The following is a 17,546-nucleotide window of genomic DNA, read 5'->3' as shown; positions in this document are numbered from 1 at the left end:
CACTTGGTAGTACAAGGAACTTAATAGGAAAAAGCACGACCATCCCCCTGTTTCAGGGCATTGTCGTGCTTTTATTTGTTAGTATGAGAATTTAAGAGAAGCCAGGCTCACTGTACCTACTTATTTGATAATCTCCTCGTAGATCAGCATGCCGTCATGTGTATACACGCCTATCTTCTTGATCCCCGAGATGGTGTACTCGATGGCAACTGTCTCATTCGTAGGGGTGATCAGCAATTGATGTGGAAAGTTGAAGCTTTGATTGTTAGCTGTGTTCGCAATGATCTGGGAATCAGTATGAAACAATTGTCCCGTCTGCTTGAGCTCTTTCATTAGTTCTGGCTTATTTAGCACATATTGTTGCGGTGAGACGACTTTATCTGCCGCATTAATTTTGGTAAAGGTATATTGCTTGTTGGCTTTCGTCACAGCCAGAAAGTGACCATCGGGTGTTGGGTGGATAAACGCATACTTTTTGGAAGCAATGAGTCCTTTTTTATTCATCAGCACATAAAATTCTTCGTTCCCCAGCTTGCCTGAGACAATGAATGCTCCACTGTGCATATTCGATTCGACTTTATAGTTACGAGACGGCTTCAGCATAATTTTGCCTTCATTGCTGATAAAATGTGTCTGGCCATTTATTTTCACTCGATGCCAGCCTTCACCATACCCGAAATATTCATCGAAAAATGGCTTGCTCAGTATTTTTCCGTGAATAGTTCGCATGCCCATCTTGTAGTATTCGTCCCCTTTTGCGTCTTTTACCATTTCACCATAGGGCAAGTAATACGGATCAAACGTTTTCGTAGTCGGTTCGGCTAAGTAGAATGGATGATCCGCGTCCGGAAACTTCTTGGTAATTTTCCCTGTTTTGGCATTGTACAGATACGGCAGGTTTCCCGGATAGTCCGTGCCCGTAAACCATTCCCCATGTATTTGCTTGAAAGCAACATCGCAACAGGTACCCATCGGTGAAACGTTGCCCTGCTTATCGTAGACCAAATATTCCACATGCTTAAAAAAGCTGCCATTATAAAAATAACCGTACCCATTTCGGAGCGGGTACACTTCACTTTTATAAGCGAGATAATTGCTTTTTATTACTTTTCCAGACGGTGAAACCAATGACATGGTGTAAGCCTTTGGAGGTGAATCGTGCTTGTAAAGTGGTTGCTTCGTGAAAAGAAAGATGGCTCTGTCAAATGAGACGGGATTTGCAGGTTTTGATACACCACTGGTAATTGCGGTGGATTTAATGGGTCTTCCTGCTCTTCGGCCTTGATTGGCGAAGTAGAGAAGAAGGTGAGGAACAGAACGAGCATGGTTTTTAATAAGGTAGAAAATTTCACGATAGGTATTCCTTTCTAGTAGGTTGATGAGTTGGGCCGTAATCTATGACGTTTCAACTGTGACAAATGTTACCATTCGTGTAAAAATGAAATCCAAAATCTCGAAAGGAGGCTACGAATATGCCTGACGGTGACAAATTGTCAGAAACAGCGAAGGCTTTTATTCGGCAATGTACAAGAAGGGAAACCATTACGGACAGAGAGCAAGTAAAAAAAATCCTCCAACAGCATGGAATTCCAGCCTTTAACGCTTTGTTGGATGTGCAGGAAAAGTACGGGGGATTGAGCTATTCATTTGGGGGTGAGATCGATAATAGTTTTTGCATAGATATATGGGGGGATTTTGCTCATCGAGATGGTGAGGAATGCAGATTACCAGCGGTTTTAAATTATGAAGGACAAATGGTGGTAGCTTGTTTTCATGTGATGGATGATCGGTTGAGTAAGGCTGGTTATATAGATGAGGACGGCAGGTTGTATACGCTACACTATACTAAATTTCAAGTAATTGCCGAAAATATCGAGGAACTGTTAGAGAGTGAAAGTGTCAAATACAGCCTGCTGCGAGAGAAAAAACAATGGGTAGTAAAACGGATAGAACAGTCAGGCGTTGCGCATTGGCTCTCAAGTATAGATCAGAAACCTATTCTTATTGAGCAGGCGAGTCAGGGATATCAAAAGTGGTGGAAGAGCCATGATGGCCGGTTATATGTTCATGTTCGAAATGGAAGTGGAATATATGCGGTGGCTTATGCGATGGAAGTCGCTGATCTTACGCAGCTCGGTCTTAGCAGTTATTCCATTCTGCGTGGGTTTCCGTTTGATTGCTCCTACCAATATGATCGTGAATGTGCCGAAGTCAAGAATACGATGGAAATGTTTCATTTTCAATCTCGTTTATACAAAACCTGTGATTATTCCAGGATCACCGTTCCCCAGGTAAAGGAAGCGAAGGACATCTATTTGTATGTCACGGGGCAGAAAACCTACGAAAGAGAGCGACCAATCGAAGACTTTTTATTGAAATTTCCTGGGCTTGTACTACCTATCGAAGATTTTGATCAAAGTCTGCTGGAGTTTGCTTTGTGCAATGGAGATGAACGGATTCTAAAGCTGATCACGTATATAGCCAGCTTGGCAAATCACCATCATCATAGAAGTACTTCAGCTGAGAACAACGTGGATCATTTACTGTTCCATGAATATTTGCGACGGATCCACGTATTCATCGAAGCTCATCCAATGAACGTGCATCCATTGTACTTTCATCCCTATCGTGCAGCAGGTGTACCGGCTGAGCTTGATATCGATGAGAAAAATACAGTCGTGACAAGAATGAGGGGTAACCATGCACAAACCGTTAGTAAGTTAACGCTGTACTATATGACTTGTGCCAAAGAAGGGAATGAGATCGCTGCTCACATCTATCGAATCTATGAACCTATGCTTTTACTATATGCACTCGAAGGAAGTATACGTGTAGATCATGGACTTATTGAGGTTGGTGGCAGCGCCTTTCATCCCTCAAGTTGGCAGGCGAGGGCTGGTAAAGATCCATTCGATGTGTATCACAGAACAGCTGAAGCCTGGAAAAATCGGAATGTAGAGTATGCCATTGATCAAATCAAACGCGTGAAATGGGATAAGAAAATCGGGAATACGGTGGAGCGAGGCTTTGGTATGGCAAAAAGAAATGACGAAACGTTGAAAGCTGCATTCACTCATTTAGAGAGCCGTCTAGGAAAAGATCTTTCTGAATCACCTTTGGCTTCTGATCATACAGAATGCATTCTGGCAAAGCTATCCCATGACTACCCGCTCCTACAAACTGATGAAGGCGCCATCGCATACTTGATTTGCCAGCGATATCTAGGTTGGGCTCATTTAGTGGACCGAAAACATCCTGTCGCAACCAAAAGCCCGTGCTTGTACGAACCATTTATTGAAATACTTTATGAAGAGGAACAAATCGAGAAATGGGAAAGGAAGACGATGAATTTGAGTCGGCTCATGGAACAGGAATCCATCGAAAAGTACGCGGAAGTACTGCGAAAGCAAAAAGATCGAGATAAGAAAACGCGAAATTTATATTGACCATTTCAATATTTGTTCGGTTTTTAATGAGGTTCTTTGTTGTTTGTTAAAAAAATTACGGGGGTAATACTTTTGTGCAGACCTTTCGATCACCTTAAATCCGAACGATATGGAAATGAATCCGGTATCGGGAATGTTCATCGTTTTCCAATCAAAACCGCTTTCTGAGTACATTCCCTGGAACCGAAATCCGACAAAGCGTAGACAACCCCAAATACCCAAACAGCGGATACAAAAACATGAGCAACTGACTGTACCCAATTAGGCACAATACGAAAGAAGCAGAGAATAAATACAAGTAAAGCCGTGATTCCGGAACGTCCAATAATTCACGCAACTGCTGACCAATCCCGAACACGTTCGAAATCAGTGTGGTAAAAATCTCGGAATAGAGTACGAAAACAAAGAACAGCTGGAGCCACTCGTTCCATTGGTCCGTTACAAAAAGAATGGGGATATTCATGAGACGGACATCGTCCCAGTTGGCCAACATAGCCGTATGGACGACGAGGAGCATGAATCCAAGCACGACCCCGCCAATGACGGCTGCCCGAAACAAAACGACCCTGTCGCGGATCGCATAGCCGATCGGGATGAGAACGGATTGGGCCATGGCCAAATTAAAGGACACGTATAAGACTGTTTTCCATAAGAAGGAGTAATCGGATGGGGTTGAAAAAGGCATGGGTGATTCTGCGGTGCCATCCAGCAAAATGAGAAGAGCGAATAATAACATGGACGGAACAACAATCGCATTCACGACGAGTAGTTGCTCCAACCCTTTTCGCAGAAGCAACAGAGCGAACAAAACGGTGGCTGTGGTCCCGATCAAATACGGAATGTCAAACTGCTCCTCTAATACCGATCCCGCTCCTGCCAACATGACAGTCGTTACGCCAAAAAGGGTGAGAAAGACCAAAATATTCATCGCATGACCGATCATCGGTCCAAACAGTTTTTGATTAAAGGATTCATAGGAGGGTGTGCGCAATTGATGAGCGATTAGCATCATCTTGTAGCCCAGCCAAACAAAAAGAGATGTGGCGAGCAGGATGCCGATTGTTCCGGCATGGCCGTAGGCGGTGAAAAACGCGAGAATTTCTTGACCGCTCGCAAACCCGGCGCCTACGACGGTTCCAATGTACGTTGCTGCGACCTGGATACTTTTTCCCCACAACTTCATACTGGTTTTTTCCTTTCCCATCCAAATAGATGCTAGTACAAGTGTATGAGTTTCGGAGAAAAACAGAATGAGAAAACTTGTCTATCTCACACCCAACCAAGGAAAAAAGCGAATGGCACGTGACCATTCGCTTTTTCGTTTAGAAACTGACATTTTACAGAAGAAACATGGCCACGATTGTCGTCACCAAAAGTCCGATCGCCACGGGATACAGATTTCGTCTCGCCAGCTCAAAAGGGTCTACGCCACAAATCGCCGCAGCCGGAATCAATGCCCAAGGAATGATCGTTCCACCGCCGACCCAGATGGCGGCAATTTGTCCTAGCGCTGTTAACGTAGCCGCACCGGCACCCAAAGCAGTTGCGAACAGCTGAGCCAAAGAGCCAGCTAGTGTAATCCCGGAGAAGCCTGAGCCATCCAGCCCTGTAATGACACCTACTGCGGATACAGTAAGAGCAGCTACTTCCTTGTTAATCGGAATCGTATGTGCAAGCGCCACGCCGAGGTCATTCACGATTCCATGTGAACCCTGCGGCAGGACCTCCCCAAACACCTTGATAAACCCACTGTCGCCCATATAAAAGAAGGCAGCAATCGGGATGACCGGACCAAATACTTTAAAGCCGAACTGAAAGCCTTGAATGAGATGTGTGGTTACCTGCTCGAGACCACTTTGCTTGTGTGCGAGCATCGTTGCGATGATGAGAATGAGCAAGGCGGTTCCGCCTACAAGCGCCGTTGCATCGCCTCCGCGTAAATCAAAAGCAAACATGGCCACGACATCAAGGATAAATAATACCGGCACAAGTCCAGCCAACGTACGACGCACGCCATCTGACAAAGGGACTCGTACGGAAGTAAAAACATCATCGGATACGACTGTCTCTTTGGGAGACGCGAGCACGCCGAGCTTCATGTCCTTTTTCAAATACCAGAATGCGATTGCAGTTGTCACAACACCCATAATGAAAACGAGAGGCACACTGGCAGTAATCACGTCCGAGACTGGAATTCCTGCGGCTTTGGACGTTAAAGTAGGAGCCCCTTGAATAATAAAATCGCCGGATAGTGCAATCCCGTGTCCAAACAAGTTCATCGAAACGGCGACACCCATCGCAGGCAAGCCAGCTCGCAATGCCACGGGCAACATGACAGCACCGATCAGTGCGACAGCTGGAGAAGGCCAGAAAAACCAGGAAATGACCATCATGACGATCCCGATCACCCAATAAGCCAATGTAGGATTTCGAACCAAATGGGTCATCGGTCGAATCATCGTTTCATTTACGCCCGTATCGGTCAAAACGTGACTCATGGCAACGATGATACAGATAACTAAAATCGTCGGCAATAGCTCGGTAATCGCATAGATGAAGCTGCCGAATATTCCACCGACGGCTGTTGTCACAGACCCTGTCGCGACGAAACCGAGGATCGCTATGCCCACTATACTAATCAGACTCGTATCTTTTCGCAAAACCATGACGAGAATAATGCCGATCACAAACAAGACGTACACACCATGTATCCACAAAAGCTCGATTCCCATGTCGCACCCTCCTTTTTCGTTACTCCGATGAAAGTACCTTGATGTCACAACATATGCGAAAAATAGGCCATGGGTGAACGCACATCCTAGAGCGGACAAGTGTATCAACGGAGAAACTGGCATTTTTGTCCATGATATGCCACTATTAATGAATGACGAATATTTGGGTTCCAAGCAAGAGAGGGGGATCGGCACATCGACGTCCTTAACCAGTTCGTCGTGCAGCCAACTACGATGAATTCGACTACACCCATCCAACGTAAAATGGACCAAGCAATTGAGCTTTTGGAGCGCCGTTTCCTGGAAAGAAGTGAATTGATTCGCCTTTTAATGCTCGGCATCATGAGCGGGGAAAATGCTTTGTTAATCGGTCCGCCGGGAACTGCGAAGTCTCAACTAGCACGGTCTGTCTCTCAGCTTTTTGGATCGGAACATTGGTTTGAGTATTTGCTTACCCGTTTTACGACGCCCGATGAGATATTCGGTCCAGTCTCTCTTCAACAATTGAAACTGGATCAATACGTACGAAAAACAGCAGGCTATTTGCCTAACGCTCAGTTTGCGTTTTTGGACGAAATTTTCAAAGCGAACAGCGCGATTTTGAATGCGCTGCTTTCTATATTGAACGAACGAATTTATTTCAATGGCAGAGAAAAAGAGGAGGTTCCGTTGCAGTTCTTAATCGCTGCCTCGAATGAACTTCCCGATGACGATGATCAATTGACCGCTCTGTATGACCGCTTCCTGTTCCGCTATGAGGTTCACTATTTGAAGCATGCTGCAAGCTATGAGCGCATGTTTTCATTGCCAACGACGCCTCTTCCGGTTGTGTTCTCTCTGTATGACGTGAAGGATATTCAAGCGACAGCGAAGCAAGTGGTCATTCCAGAAACCATCATTTATTTCTTGTACCGTCTAAAACAAGACCTGGAAGCAAAAGAGTATGTGCTCTCCGACCGTCGCTGGAGCAAAATCGCGCATGTATGGCGTACTTCTGCCGCTTTGCATGGACGTGAGCAGGTGACAATCTGGGACACCGTTTTCACTCCGCATATGCTGTGGAATGTTCCTGAGGACTTGACGGTCATGCAAGAAGCGTTTGAACAACAATTTACGGAAATGCTGAAGAATGATATGGAGAACGAATTGCCACTCCAACGCTTCGGACAAATTGCAGATAAATGGAAGGAAAAAGAATCGGAGCTGCATGCGTTCCAGTTTAAAAAGGAAGTGGGCGCAAAGCTGGGCAAGGAAGCGATGGAGCGCAATGTCCGTTTGTTGGAGGAGAGTCGCGATGAGGTGGAAGAGACGTCGCGAGATTTGCGTAATCGTCTCATTCAGTGGGAGAAGCGGGAACACGATTTGCATGCCTATGTTCTGGAAAAAAACCGCTTGATTCCGCATGTAGAAAAATACGCGGTCAAATATTCGTACCTGCGAATTGAAGGCGAACAGATTTTGCAGCAGCTACAGCGCACGTATCGGACGATTTTTGATAAGGAAATCCCTGGGGCGGATTATGATTTTACGTTGTAGGGGGTAGTTCGTATGATCATTCGCGCTAGTGGTGTTGATCGCTATGTATTTGAAACATACCTCGCCTCTTCGCGCACTGCTCAGGAATGGGTTCATGAGGCGCGAACACGAGCAGCATGGTTTGATTTGGAGCTCCTGGCCGATTTTTTCCTCGTCTTTTATTTGGAAAAGCCGGAGATCGATCTGACGCAAGAATCCACTCCTTTTCATCATTGGATGATTCGTACGCTCATGAAGCAGTATTTTACACGCATGATTCATCCTCGTACAGTCGGGCAGGAAAGTGCGTCGTTCAAAACCGCAATCAAGGCCTTGTTGTGGCTGACAGAGACGTTTTCCGAGGAAGTGAAGCAGCGGGAGAAGGATCAGCGGTCCTCTCCGCTCTTGACTGGCTTAAAAGACCAGCAAGGTCAGGAAGGAAGTCAACAAGCACAGCTTTCCGAGCTACTGACAGAAAAACAAAAGACCAAGCTCGAGTTAGTTGGTTATACGCTTCAACAGGGGAAGCGGGTCGTGGAAGACAAGCAAGAGGCCATGGACACCAAGCCGTTAGTGCGGGCAGAGGTATTGTCGTTGCAAAATCGTATTACTGAGCTGCAAGAAGAAATGAAAGTCCAGTTCACGAAACGGACCAAGCTTCTGCAAAAGGTGAAAAAACTGGAGAGTGACCTCGCTCAGAGGGAAAAGCAGCTGGATCGACTCCAAAAGCAAGAGAAGGAAGCGATTGCCGCTTTTGAAAAAGAGCTGGGACAATGGCTGGAGCAATCGTTAAAGGCGACGCTATCCGCTGAAGAACTCGATACGCTTTTTGTTGAAGAGGTATTTACGGCCAGTCAGCGTTTTGCCAACCGAAGCTGGGGTCATGAGCTAGGCAAGCTGCGCAGGCAAAGCTTTGAGCAGTATTTGAAATGGATTGAGAAATTGAAGAGACATCCTGACCTGGTTGCTTTTCTGAACGAGGTAGGAAGGCAAGTTCATCGCTTTCGTGTGAAGCGCAAAGAAATTCGCTCCAGACATTTTCCTGAGGAATACTATGATTTGCGGCAATCGGGCGATATTGCACACATGCTGCCTGGTGAAGCCGTGCTTCTTGCTGATCCGGACTTCGAGAATTACTTCATGCTCAAATGGCTGGAGCAAAAGCTCATGACCTACGATACCTCGGGATGGGTGGAAGAACCGCCAAAAGGTCCGGTAATCTGTATGCTAGACACATCCCATTCGATGCGAGGAAGTAAGCTGCGGCTTGCGCAAATCTTCCTCATGACGTTTGCCGCCCTTTCGATGCTGGAAAAGCGTGATTTTATCCTCCTCTTGTTCGGGGCAAAAGGCGAGATCAAAGAGCAACCGCTTTATCACAAAAAACCTGATTGGCCTGCCTTCTATGGCTTGGCGCAAATGGCGTTTGGCGGTGGAACTCACTTTGACGCCCCGATGAAGCGAGCCATCGAGCTGGTTGAAAAGGAACAGGCGTGGCGTGGAGCAGATTTTGTCATGGTAACAGATGGAATTGGAGGCATTTCTCCTTATGTCCAAGAAAAGCTCATCTCTTTAGGCCAGCAGAAACAAGTTCGTTTGCACAGCTTGATTGTGGGTTCTGCGAGGCAGCATCTCGTACAAGCGTATGATTTGCTGGGCGTTTCTCATCGTGTCAAATTTGCGACGAGCTGGGAAGCGGATGGGGAAGAGAACACCGGACTACTCCTAGATGTATTTCAAACAGCCAAATAAGTGATTCGACGTCACTTCCAAATCTCGTCTCCTCTCATGGGACGGGATTTTTTTAGGGAAGCTTAAGAAAAATTTTATCTCTTACCTCCTTTTTTCTTTAATAATTTCGCCTATGCTGAGCGTAGCTAACAATAGGAAAGGGGAAAAGGAGGGCACTATGAAGGAACTGATCAAGCTGGCCAAGCTTATACGGGGAGCCAATGTCTTGTTTTCAAATATTGCACAAAAAGAGCTAGAGACAAATGAAATCAATTGGCAACAAGTATTGATTCTCGAAATTCTTGGAAATGGGCCAAAAACGATGGGGGACATTAGCAAGGCTGTTGATTTGTCAAACAGCACAACTTCAGGCTTAATTAGTAGGCTGGAGGAGGAAAATTTGGTACGAAGATTCCGAGACCAAACGGATCGCCGAATCGTGTGGGTTTCACTGTCGGATCGATTATGCAGTGCATAAAGGAATCGGCTGAAAAAAGTGGATAGACCGCTTCTTCTCAGCCGATGATTATGACCCCAATTAGCCGACTCTCGCTGCCATCGTACGTCCGAATTCAAGCTCGTCGAATTTGCTCTGAACGACTTGACGATCGTATTCCCACACGGCATCCTCCAGCGCATACTCCACCGGAACATCCCGGATAATCGTAGCCAGCTTTCTGCTCAAGTACACCTGATCGCGATTCTCTTCCAGCTTGCTGCGCATTTTCGGCGTACAATTTGCCAGATTTACATATAAGTTGTCCAGATCACCATGCTCGGTAATCAACTTTGTCGCTGTTTTCTCGCCGATACCTGGGCAGCCTGGAATACAGTCAGATGCATCTCCCATTAAAGCTTTGACATCAACGACCTGTTCAGGTGAAATGCCACGCAATGCCAAGAGGCTCGCTGGATTATAATGCTCGTGTTTGCCACCATTTTTCAGGATTTTTACACTAACTCGCTCAGATATGAGCTGCAAGCTATCGTAATCACCCGTCGCAATGATGACCTCGTGTCCTTCTTCGGAAAGACGTGTGGAGAGCGTACCCAATACATCATCGCCTTCATAGCCTGGGCAACCCAAGTTTGGAACCGAGAACGCATCCGTTACTTCTTTCACCAAATCGAATTGAGGAATAAGCTCATCCGGTGCCGCTTGGCGATTTGATTTATAGCCGTCATACCATTGACTGCGAACCAATGACTCGCGCGAAGCGACATCCCAGCCTACTACAAGATGAGTAGGGCGCGTCAACTCTGCGTAATCGAGCATCATTTTTGTAAATCCATAAACCGCATTTGTGTACACACCTGTTGAAGTCTGGCGATAGGCTCCACCCCAAGCAGAACCATAAAAGGCGCGAAATAAAAAGCTCATGCCATCGATGAGCAGTACTTTTCCTGAATTACTCACAAAACCTTGCCCCTCTCACTACCAAACTATACGCACCATTATAGCATAAAGGAGCGGGACAACCTTGTCAGATTTTACAACTGAAATATCGTGAGAAAACGTGCATGTACTTTTATTACGGTGGGATGATAGTACCACAAGAGGTCAACACCACCTCTTGAAATCAACTTCCGGTCTCAAGGCGAGAAGCAAAACGCTGACGGTTCAACCCCGTCCCGGGAGAAAAAACGCGTCGGGAGGAATCAATCATGGCTAACAACCAAGGTGGAACCAACAATCTGGTAGTTCCTCAAGCGAACCAAGCTTTGGATCAACTGAAGTATGAGATTGCATCTGAATTCGGTGTAAATCTCGGACCAGACACTACTTCTCGTCAAAACGGTTCTGTTGGTGGCGAAATTACCAAGCGTCTGGTGAGCTTCGCTGAGCAACAAATGGCAGGTCGCCAAGTTTAACGTACTGACAAGTAAATAGCTGGATGAAGAGAGGTCCCTTTTTAGGGGCCTTTCTATGTTTACCATGAAAAGCCCTTTTCTTTCCTGGGTGGTGCAAACACACAAGCACAATCGCGGACTAGTCATATGGTGTAACGAACAGTTAACTATCCTCGTTTGTCCAGTGGAAAGGAGCGACGTCCGGCTATGAAGAAAAAAGAAGTAAAGCAGCTTTTAAAAAAGCATCCCGAATTTGAAGCGTGGGTTCTAGAAGATTCCATGCGGATTAGAGCGGTCAAAACCAACCCCGATATGGCGGAAGAATTGTTTAAAAGATGGAACGATCGAAAAAAAGGGATGCTTGATTTTGAAGGCATCTCGCAAAAAACCAAACGTGCAAGCGAAATGCTGACAGGCGTGCAATCCATCATGGAAATGATGTCGGATTATTCGAAGAAACAATAAGATTACATTTGGTATGATTGGAGAAGGCTAGCTCATTAGCCTTCTTTTTCTTTTTCATTTCGGGGTGTGTTTTGTTATACTAGAAAATGGGAGGGAGCATGTCTATGTTCAAATCAATGGTTAGTCTCATGTTGGTCACAGCATTGACGCTCGTCTCTGGGACAAGCATATTCAGCCAGACAGCAGAAGGGGTTTACGCCCATACAACGAAACAACAACCAGCGATCAGCGTAACACCAGCCAAGACATATCCTGGGGACGTTATTTTTGTACGCAGTAAAGAGCCACAAACCGTAACGGTATTCTCTCAGAACTATCGTTTGCAAAAGACACAGGATGAGTATGCCCGGTTTATCCCGATTCCTTTTAACACGAAAGCGGGCACCTATAAAGTTACATCTGCTGACAAAAAGCTTTCCGTATCAGTGACAATCGCACCGAAAAAATTTGAAGTAGACAAGCTTACGGTAAGTAAACAGCTCAACAAAATGCGACAGGATACGAATCGAATCAATGCTGATCAAAAAAAGATCAATGCAGCCAGATCAAACTCGAGAGCGATTCCGTATTTCTCGGAGCCGTTTAAACAGCCAGCAGTCGGAAAATTAACGACTCCATTCGGCTACCAACGCGTAGTAAATGGTGTACCAGCCAATCGGCACTCGGCGATCGACATCGCGAACAAAACAGGAACGCCAATTTGGGCGAGCAACCATGGGAAAGTGGTTCTGGCCGACTCTTTATACTTAACAGGTAATACCATCATCATCGATCACGGGTTAAATATTTTTTCCATATATGCTCACTTGTCCAAGCTAGATGTCAAGACAGGGCAAGAAGTGAAACAGGGACAGGTGATTGGACAAATGGGTAGCACCGGTTTTTCTACAGGTCCTCACCTTCATTACGGCATGTTAGTGGGTAATACGTATGTAAATCCGCAGCCGTTTTTTGATGCATCACCTTTCCTCTGGAAGTAATTGGAGGTGTCTTCATGAGAGTCACAAATGTGCCAAGCAAGGTGCTCAACAACATGGTTCATTTCTTGGCGCCGTATGAACAGGCAGTTGAAGAGCTAAAGTTAAAACTAAAAGGAATAAAATACGGCTTTCTAAAAAGCGGCCGTTATTCTCCTATTGAATTTGTTGTCGGACGAGTAAAAAAAGTCGACAGTTTATTAAAGAAGGCGAACGAAAAAGGAATCGACTTTTTGGGAGATCATTGGCAAAGTGACGTCGCCAAGGAAGTCCAGGATATCGCGGGCCTTCGAGTCGTATGTCGCTATGTAGACGACGTGCGCGAGGTGCTCCAGTTGTTGCAGGAGCGGGAGGATATCGTCATTCACGATGTCAAAGACTACATCGCAGCTCCAAAGGATTCCGGCTACAGAAGTATTCACATGATTGTTTCTTATACGGTCTACCACGGCAGCGAAAAGAAAACACTCTTTTGTGAGATCCAAATCCGTACATTGGGCATGAACTTCTGGGCGACGAATGAACACGAACTGCGCTACAAGTATGCGGGCAACATTCCGACAGATGTCTTGGAGCAGCTTCATGAAGCGTCTGTGATCACACATCAGCTAGACGTGTTGATGAACAATTTGCGTCAAGAAATTCTCACACCGGCAGAAGTTGATACGACATTGGAAGAAAAATTGGAAGAAATATTTTCCTTGTATGTCAAGCAGGATTTGGATTCTGCCGCCGCTTTGTACAGAGAACATGTCAGTGGCTTCGAAGAGGCTTTTGCGGACAATCCTAAGTTTAAAATGATTCACGATTTGTTGGGGATCCGGTTGAAATAACGTCTTTTGTTGTCTACAAACCAAATGTAACCTGAAAAAACGCGACAAAGTAGGAAAGGATATAGACTAACATGCGCTTTTTGCTAACGAACCTACTCGTTGTGGTGATGGTTTTGTTCAACCTTGGCATGTCTTCCGCTTTTGCCGAGGAGTCATCAAGCCTGGAACCTAACACTCTCACTGGACAATCAGCCATTCTGATTGATGCTACAACGGGACAAGTCTTGTTTGAAAAGAACCCTCATGAGAAGCTGTACCCTGCTAGTATTACAAAAATCGCAACAGGTATTTACGCGATAGAAAAAGGGAAACTGGATGACACTGTCACTGTCTCAAAAAAAGCACGCCGTGAAGAAGGTACACGTGTCTATTTGGAAGAGGGGGAACAGATTTCCCTACGCAATTTATTGTACGGACTGCTCATGAATTCAGGTAACGACGCTGGTACAGCGATTGCTGAGCATATGAGCCAGACGACAGAGCGTTTTGCAGTGGATTTGAACGCCTATTTGAAAGAAAAAGTAGGTGTCACCGAAACGAATTTTACCAATCCACACGGACTGCATGATCCGAATCATTACACGACTGTTGCTGACATGGCCAAAATTTCGCAGTACGCGATGAAAAACCCCGTTTTCAGGGAAGTTGTCGGTACGAAGCGGCTGCCTTGGCATGGACAAACGTGGGAAACGGTATTGGTGAATCACAACAAGCTCCTGCGCGATTATGAAGGTGCAACGGGAATCAAGAACGGTTTTACTGATCAAGCGATGCATACCCTGGTAGGCTCCGCCAAGCGTGGAGAAATGGAGCTCATCGCTGTCACGATGAAGGCCTCTACAAGTGCAAATGCATACAAAGATGTGAAAAAACTACTGGACTTTGGTTTTCAAGGATTTGAGACCAAACCAATTGCCAAAAAAGGGGATTCTTTTTCAGAAGTAGCTGTTCCTGGCAACAACTCGGTCGTGACTTTTACAGCCAAGGAGGACTTGTATGCGACGGTTCCCAAAGGTGTGGAGCCATTGGTAGAGCTAAAAGCAGATGGGAACCTGTCTGTTAAGGCTGGCAAGCTAGCCGTCTCTTATCCGTTGCTTCGTCATGATCCGCCTGCTCCAGCTCCTACTACTGTGTTTGGGGATATAGAAAGTAGCGACACACATCCACTGGCCCGCTATAGCGTATTGATCGTCTGGTTAGGAATGAACCTTTTCTTAATCGTGTTTACGTTTTCCCGTGCACAGAGGAATAAACGAATCCGCGAGCGCAGTCTTCAACGGCGGTTCTATTAATGCGAAAATGAGAATCAAAACAGGACGTAGCTATATGCACGTCCTGTTTTTTTGCGAAATGACGGTGAAACCGAGTGTTCCATGTAGGTCATCTCTTGTTGAGTTGTGATGGATAGATGCCGTGTCCAATCGTGGAAACCGAGCGTACATTAGAGTAATAACTTTTCATCCGGTGAGGGGGAGTGAGATGGACAACCGAATCTATGATCACCCTGCCGTGTCCGTCATCATCCCAATAAGTGACAGCACCAGGAATACGAAAAAGCTGCTCTCTGCTGTCAAAAGAATAGATCCACACACGGAAGTAATCGTCGTATGCAACGGAGTGAGCTCCCATGAAACTACCCTATCCAATGCATGGGGAGCACAAGTCATTTCAACCGGTTTGGAAGTAGACAGCCATGAGGCAAGAGCGATTGGGTCTGCTCACGCGAGGGGAGATGTTGTCCTCTTTATCGACGAACGCCTCGCCATGCCTCTTTTATACTTGAAGAAATATGTCATGCTAGTCAAAAAGGGATCAGATGTCATTATCACGACATGCTCGGACCGCTCGTTATCAAGAAGAGGAAAGCGTTCACCAAGAAGTGCCTATTGCTTGTTGAACCATCTTCTTGGTCAAAAAAGAATGGGCTCCGCTTCCTTTGAAAACATTCCATTTGCCTTGAGCCGGAATGCTCTAGAGGCGATTGGTTCCGAGAGTTTATGCAATCCGGCAGTTGCTTTGGTTCAAGCATCAGCCTTGGGACTCAAAATGACGACAATCGCCCCGTTTTCTCCGGAAAAACAACCAACCGGCACTCGTGATATCGTACGAAAAGACATCCGTACGATTTACCGGGAGCATGCGCAGGCAATCCAGTTATTAACGGGTGGAACGAAGCTCCGACATGCAGATCAGGATGGACAACGACACCGCGACTTGGTGCATTCAACAGACGTTCTGCATTTGCGCTCGGTCTTTCATCTGGAATCGCGCGTAAAGGAGGGTGGTGGATGGGGTGGCAAACGCAAAGCGAAATATGCGAGATCCCACAAAAAAACGCAGAGAAGAGCACATTAATGGCAAAGAAAAATGCCAGAATTTACATCGGTTAAGTGTCATCCTCTCTGTTCACCACGAGCGGACGATTAAAAAAGTACTCAACCAAATTGAGAAGCTCCGGCCCATGGAAATCGTACTTGTTGTGGATGGCTGCCTGGATCAATCGGTGAAAAAGATACTCACGTATTCTTCTTGTCCACTCACAGCGTTTGTGTACCCATTTCCATTAGGGGATGATGTATGGAGAGCAATTGGTGCCAAGGAGGCCACAGGAGATGTGTGGCTGTTTCTCGATGCGGATCACGTTGTAGCTGCAAATGACATGCAGTCCTTTGTCAGAACGTGTTACCGGGGAGCAGACATCGCTTTGAGAAAGCCCATAACACCACTTCGACAACCATCAATAGAACCGGATACCGTTTTGCTAGCGAAGACATTTCTCAATACCTTAGTTTCACGACATGAACTAGGAACTTCCTCGATGTACGATTTACCTTTTGCCATGACGCGACAAGCTGCCTCTATCATCGGCGTTCAACATTTGGTCGTACCTGCCGTTGCGCACGCCATTGCTCTGCACAATCAATTGCGAGTCGAGCCATCTCCTTACATTGCATCAGCAAAGCTTACGAGAAAAAGAGCGACACAAAAAAAGAATAAACCGAGCGTTAACCAGACGATCCTGGGAGATCACTTGGAAGCAATGGATTACGTGATGTCCCTTAAATGAATGAAACCGTTGTCGAGGCGATGCCATCTGTCGGTATCGCTTATTCGTTATTTTCAAAAGTCTCGTGCAAACATGCAATCTTAAGTCACTGGAATCATTTGATCTCTTGACTTTGCATTGTTCGGTTTTTGTAGTACGATAGGCAAGTAGGTCATTTTTTCTTGATAAAGGAGCAAACAGATTATGAGTATCCATATTGGAGCACAGCAAGGTCAAATTGCTGAAACCATCCTACTGCCGGGCGATCCGCTACGGGCCCAATACATTGCTGAAACTTTCCTCGAAGGAGCAGAGTGCTACAACAACGTGCGTGGCATGCTCGGCTTCACAGGTACATACAAAGGTAAGCGCGTTTCTGTACAAGGAACGGGCATGGGAGTTCCTTCTATCTCGATCTACGTCAATGAACTCATGCAATCTTATGGTGTTCAAAACTTGATCCGCGTAGGCACATGCGGCGCGATACAGGAAGACATCAAAGTACGTGATGTGATTATTGGTATGGCTGCATCCTCCGATTCTCAAACGAATCGTCTCCTGCTCAATCAGGTTGATTTTGCTCCGACTGCTAACTTTGATTTGCTGTACAAAGCGTATCAAGCAGCGACAGAGCGCAATCTGTCTGTGAAAGTGGGCAATATCTTTACGAGCGACAGCTTCTATCGCGAGAACCTAGATTTGTACAAAAAATTGGCATCCTATCAAGTGCTTGCTGTTGAAATGGAATCTTCCGCGCTGTACACTTTGGCTGCAAAATACAAGCGCAACGCATTGTCTATTCTCACCGTAAGTGATCACATCCTGACGGGTGAAGAAACATCCGCTGACGAGCGCCAAACAACCTTCAATGAAATGATTGAAGTGGCGCTGGACGCAGCTCTGATCAAGTAAATTAGCATGCAGACGACATCCCACTGGCAAACTATCGT

General features: G+C 46.0%; 17 protein-coding genes. 12 read left to right on the top strand and 5 right to left on the bottom strand.

Features of this window, described 5'->3' with window-relative positions:
- Positions 1-120: 120 nt before the first annotated feature.
- Together HP398_RS03945 and HP398_RS30795 are read right to left on the bottom strand one after the other, a co-directional pair.
- Complete coding sequence (locus HP398_RS03945) at positions 121-1,134, bottom strand: hypothetical protein (RefSeq protein ID WP_254475819.1); 1,014 nt, start codon at positions 1,132-1,134, stop codon at positions 121-123.
- Positions 1,104-1,352 (bottom strand): hypothetical protein, encoded by a 249-nt coding sequence (locus tag HP398_RS30795; protein WP_254475817.1) that lies wholly within the window; start codon positions 1,350-1,352, stop codon positions 1,104-1,106. The genes HP398_RS03945 and HP398_RS30795 overlap by 31 nt, the downstream gene beginning before the upstream one ends.
- 261 nt (positions 1,353-1,613) lie before the next feature.
- Here HP398_RS30795 and HP398_RS03940 point away from each other — a divergent pair, with 261 nt between their 5' ends.
- Positions 1,614-3,446 (top strand): hypothetical protein, encoded by a 1,833-nt coding sequence (locus HP398_RS03940; RefSeq protein WP_371736713.1) that lies wholly within the window; start codon positions 1,614-1,616, stop codon positions 3,444-3,446.
- A gap of 151 nt (positions 3,447-3,597) precedes the next feature.
- On the opposite strand, the gene HP398_RS03935 is transcribed toward HP398_RS03940, so the two are convergent.
- The gene (locus HP398_RS03935; RefSeq protein WP_173621899.1) at positions 3,598-4,629 is read right to left on the bottom strand and encodes a YkvI family membrane protein; all 1,032 of its coding nucleotides are present in this window, start codon (positions 4,627-4,629) and stop codon (positions 3,598-3,600) included.
- A gap of 154 nt (positions 4,630-4,783) precedes the next feature.
- Positions 4,784-6,178, bottom strand: coding sequence for a hypothetical protein (locus HP398_RS03930; RefSeq protein WP_069844928.1), 1,395 nt, complete (start codon positions 6,176-6,178; stop codon positions 4,784-4,786).
- Between the two features lie 234 nt (positions 6,179-6,412).
- Here HP398_RS03930 and HP398_RS03925 point away from each other — a divergent pair, with 234 nt between their 5' ends.
- From HP398_RS03925 to HP398_RS03915, 3 genes are all read left to right on the top strand, one after another.
- Positions 6,413-7,714 (top strand): AAA family ATPase, encoded by a 1,302-nt coding sequence (locus tag HP398_RS03925; protein ID WP_173621969.1) that lies wholly within the window; start codon positions 6,413-6,415, stop codon positions 7,712-7,714.
- A 12-nt stretch (positions 7,715-7,726) separates the two neighbouring features.
- On the top strand, positions 7,727-9,445 hold the full coding sequence (locus HP398_RS03920) for a hypothetical protein (protein WP_173621898.1): 1,719 nt from the start codon (positions 7,727-7,729) through the stop codon (positions 9,443-9,445).
- A 157-nt stretch (positions 9,446-9,602) separates the two neighbouring features.
- Positions 9,603-9,902: a MarR family transcriptional regulator gene (locus tag HP398_RS03915; RefSeq protein ID WP_017248611.1), complete on the top strand. Its 300-nt coding sequence runs from the start codon at positions 9,603-9,605 to the stop codon at positions 9,900-9,902.
- A 60-nt stretch (positions 9,903-9,962) separates the two neighbouring features.
- On the opposite strand, the gene HP398_RS03910 is transcribed toward HP398_RS03915, so the two are convergent.
- Positions 9,963-10,841 carry a 5'-3' exonuclease gene (locus HP398_RS03910; RefSeq protein ID WP_173621897.1) on the bottom strand — a complete coding sequence of 293 codons (879 nt, stop codon included), beginning with the start codon at positions 10,839-10,841 and terminating at the stop codon, positions 9,963-9,965.
- Between the two features lie 248 nt (positions 10,842-11,089).
- On the opposite strand from HP398_RS03910, the gene HP398_RS03905 reads away from it, so the two are divergent.
- The 8 genes from HP398_RS03905 (at position 11,090) to deoD (ending at position 17,508) form a co-directional block, all read left to right on the top strand.
- On the top strand, positions 11,090-11,296 hold the full coding sequence (locus tag HP398_RS03905; RefSeq protein WP_007729231.1) for an alpha/beta-type small acid-soluble spore protein: 207 nt from the start codon (positions 11,090-11,092) through the stop codon (positions 11,294-11,296).
- Positions 11,297-11,482: 186 nt separating this feature from the next.
- Positions 11,483-11,740 carry a hypothetical protein gene (locus HP398_RS03900; RefSeq protein WP_017248609.1) on the top strand — a complete coding sequence of 86 codons (258 nt, stop codon included), beginning with the start codon at positions 11,483-11,485 and terminating at the stop codon, positions 11,738-11,740.
- A gap of 104 nt (positions 11,741-11,844) precedes the next feature.
- Positions 11,845-12,720, top strand: a complete 876-nt coding sequence (locus HP398_RS03895) for a M23 family metallopeptidase (RefSeq protein ID WP_017248608.1) — start codon at positions 11,845-11,847, stop codon at positions 12,718-12,720.
- A 14-nt stretch (positions 12,721-12,734) separates the two neighbouring features.
- Positions 12,735-13,550 carry a GTP pyrophosphokinase gene (locus HP398_RS03890; protein ID WP_173621896.1) on the top strand — a complete coding sequence of 272 codons (816 nt, stop codon included), beginning with the start codon at positions 12,735-12,737 and terminating at the stop codon, positions 13,548-13,550.
- 71 nt (positions 13,551-13,621) lie between these two features.
- Positions 13,622-14,842, top strand: coding sequence for a D-alanyl-D-alanine carboxypeptidase family protein (locus HP398_RS03885; protein WP_173621895.1), 1,221 nt, complete (start codon positions 13,622-13,624; stop codon positions 14,840-14,842).
- 187 nt (positions 14,843-15,029) lie between these two features.
- Positions 15,030-15,905 (top strand): glycosyltransferase, encoded by an 876-nt coding sequence (locus tag HP398_RS03880; RefSeq protein WP_017248605.1) that lies wholly within the window; start codon positions 15,030-15,032, stop codon positions 15,903-15,905.
- A complete protein-coding gene (locus HP398_RS03875) occupies positions 15,865-16,617 on the top strand; it encodes a glycosyltransferase family A protein (protein ID WP_017248604.1) in 753 nt (250 codons plus the stop codon). The genes HP398_RS03880 and HP398_RS03875 overlap by 41 nt, the downstream gene beginning before the upstream one ends.
- A 183-nt stretch (positions 16,618-16,800) precedes the next feature.
- Entirely contained in the window at positions 16,801-17,508 is a 708-nt protein-coding gene (deoD, locus tag HP398_RS03870) for a purine-nucleoside phosphorylase (protein WP_017248603.1), read from the top strand.
- Positions 17,509-17,546: the final 38 nt, after the last annotated feature.

The organism is Brevibacillus sp. HB1.4B, from assembly GCF_013284285.1.
In the GTDB taxonomy this organism is placed as follows: Bacteria; Bacillota; Bacilli; order Brevibacillales; family Brevibacillaceae; genus Brevibacillus; species Brevibacillus porteri.
Note: the sequence above shows the minus strand (reverse complement) of the source record. Positions and strands in the feature narration are given on the sequence as shown.

What these genes read in the sequence shown, in the direction of transcription:
- deoD (WP_017248603.1), top strand. Translation starts at nt 16,801, where the DNA reads ATGAGTATCCATATTGGAGCACAGCAAGGTCAAATTGCTGAAACCATC.
- HP398_RS03905 (WP_007729231.1), top strand. Translation starts at nt 11,090, where the DNA reads ATGGCTAACAACCAAGGTGGAACCAACAATCTGGTAGTTCCTCAAGCG.
- HP398_RS03875 (WP_017248604.1), top strand. Translation starts at nt 15,865, where the DNA reads ATGCGAGATCCCACAAAAAAACGCAGAGAAGAGCACATTAATGGCAAA.
- HP398_RS03925 (WP_173621969.1), top strand. Translation starts at nt 6,413, where the DNA reads ATGAATTCGACTACACCCATCCAACGTAAAATGGACCAAGCAATTGAG.
- HP398_RS03935 (WP_173621899.1), bottom strand. Translation starts at nt 4,629, where the DNA reads ATGAAGTTGTGGGGAAAAAGTATCCAGGTCGCAGCAACGTACATTGGA.
- HP398_RS03890 (WP_173621896.1), top strand. Translation starts at nt 12,735, where the DNA reads ATGAGAGTCACAAATGTGCCAAGCAAGGTGCTCAACAACATGGTTCAT.
- HP398_RS03915 (WP_017248611.1), top strand. Translation starts at nt 9,603, where the DNA reads ATGAAGGAACTGATCAAGCTGGCCAAGCTTATACGGGGAGCCAATGTC.
- HP398_RS03885 (WP_173621895.1), top strand. Translation starts at nt 13,622, where the DNA reads ATGCGCTTTTTGCTAACGAACCTACTCGTTGTGGTGATGGTTTTGTTC.
- HP398_RS03900 (WP_017248609.1), top strand. Translation starts at nt 11,483, where the DNA reads ATGAAGAAAAAAGAAGTAAAGCAGCTTTTAAAAAAGCATCCCGAATTT.
- HP398_RS03895 (WP_017248608.1), top strand. Translation starts at nt 11,845, where the DNA reads ATGTTCAAATCAATGGTTAGTCTCATGTTGGTCACAGCATTGACGCTC.
- HP398_RS03920 (WP_173621898.1), top strand. Translation starts at nt 7,727, where the DNA reads ATGATCATTCGCGCTAGTGGTGTTGATCGCTATGTATTTGAAACATAC.
- HP398_RS03945 (WP_254475819.1), bottom strand. Translation starts at nt 1,134, where the DNA reads ATGTCATTGGTTTCACCGTCTGGAAAAGTAATAAAAAGCAATTATCTC.
- HP398_RS03930 (WP_069844928.1), bottom strand. Translation starts at nt 6,178, where the DNA reads ATGGGAATCGAGCTTTTGTGGATACATGGTGTGTACGTCTTGTTTGTG.
- HP398_RS03880 (WP_017248605.1), top strand. Translation starts at nt 15,030, where the DNA reads ATGGACAACCGAATCTATGATCACCCTGCCGTGTCCGTCATCATCCCA.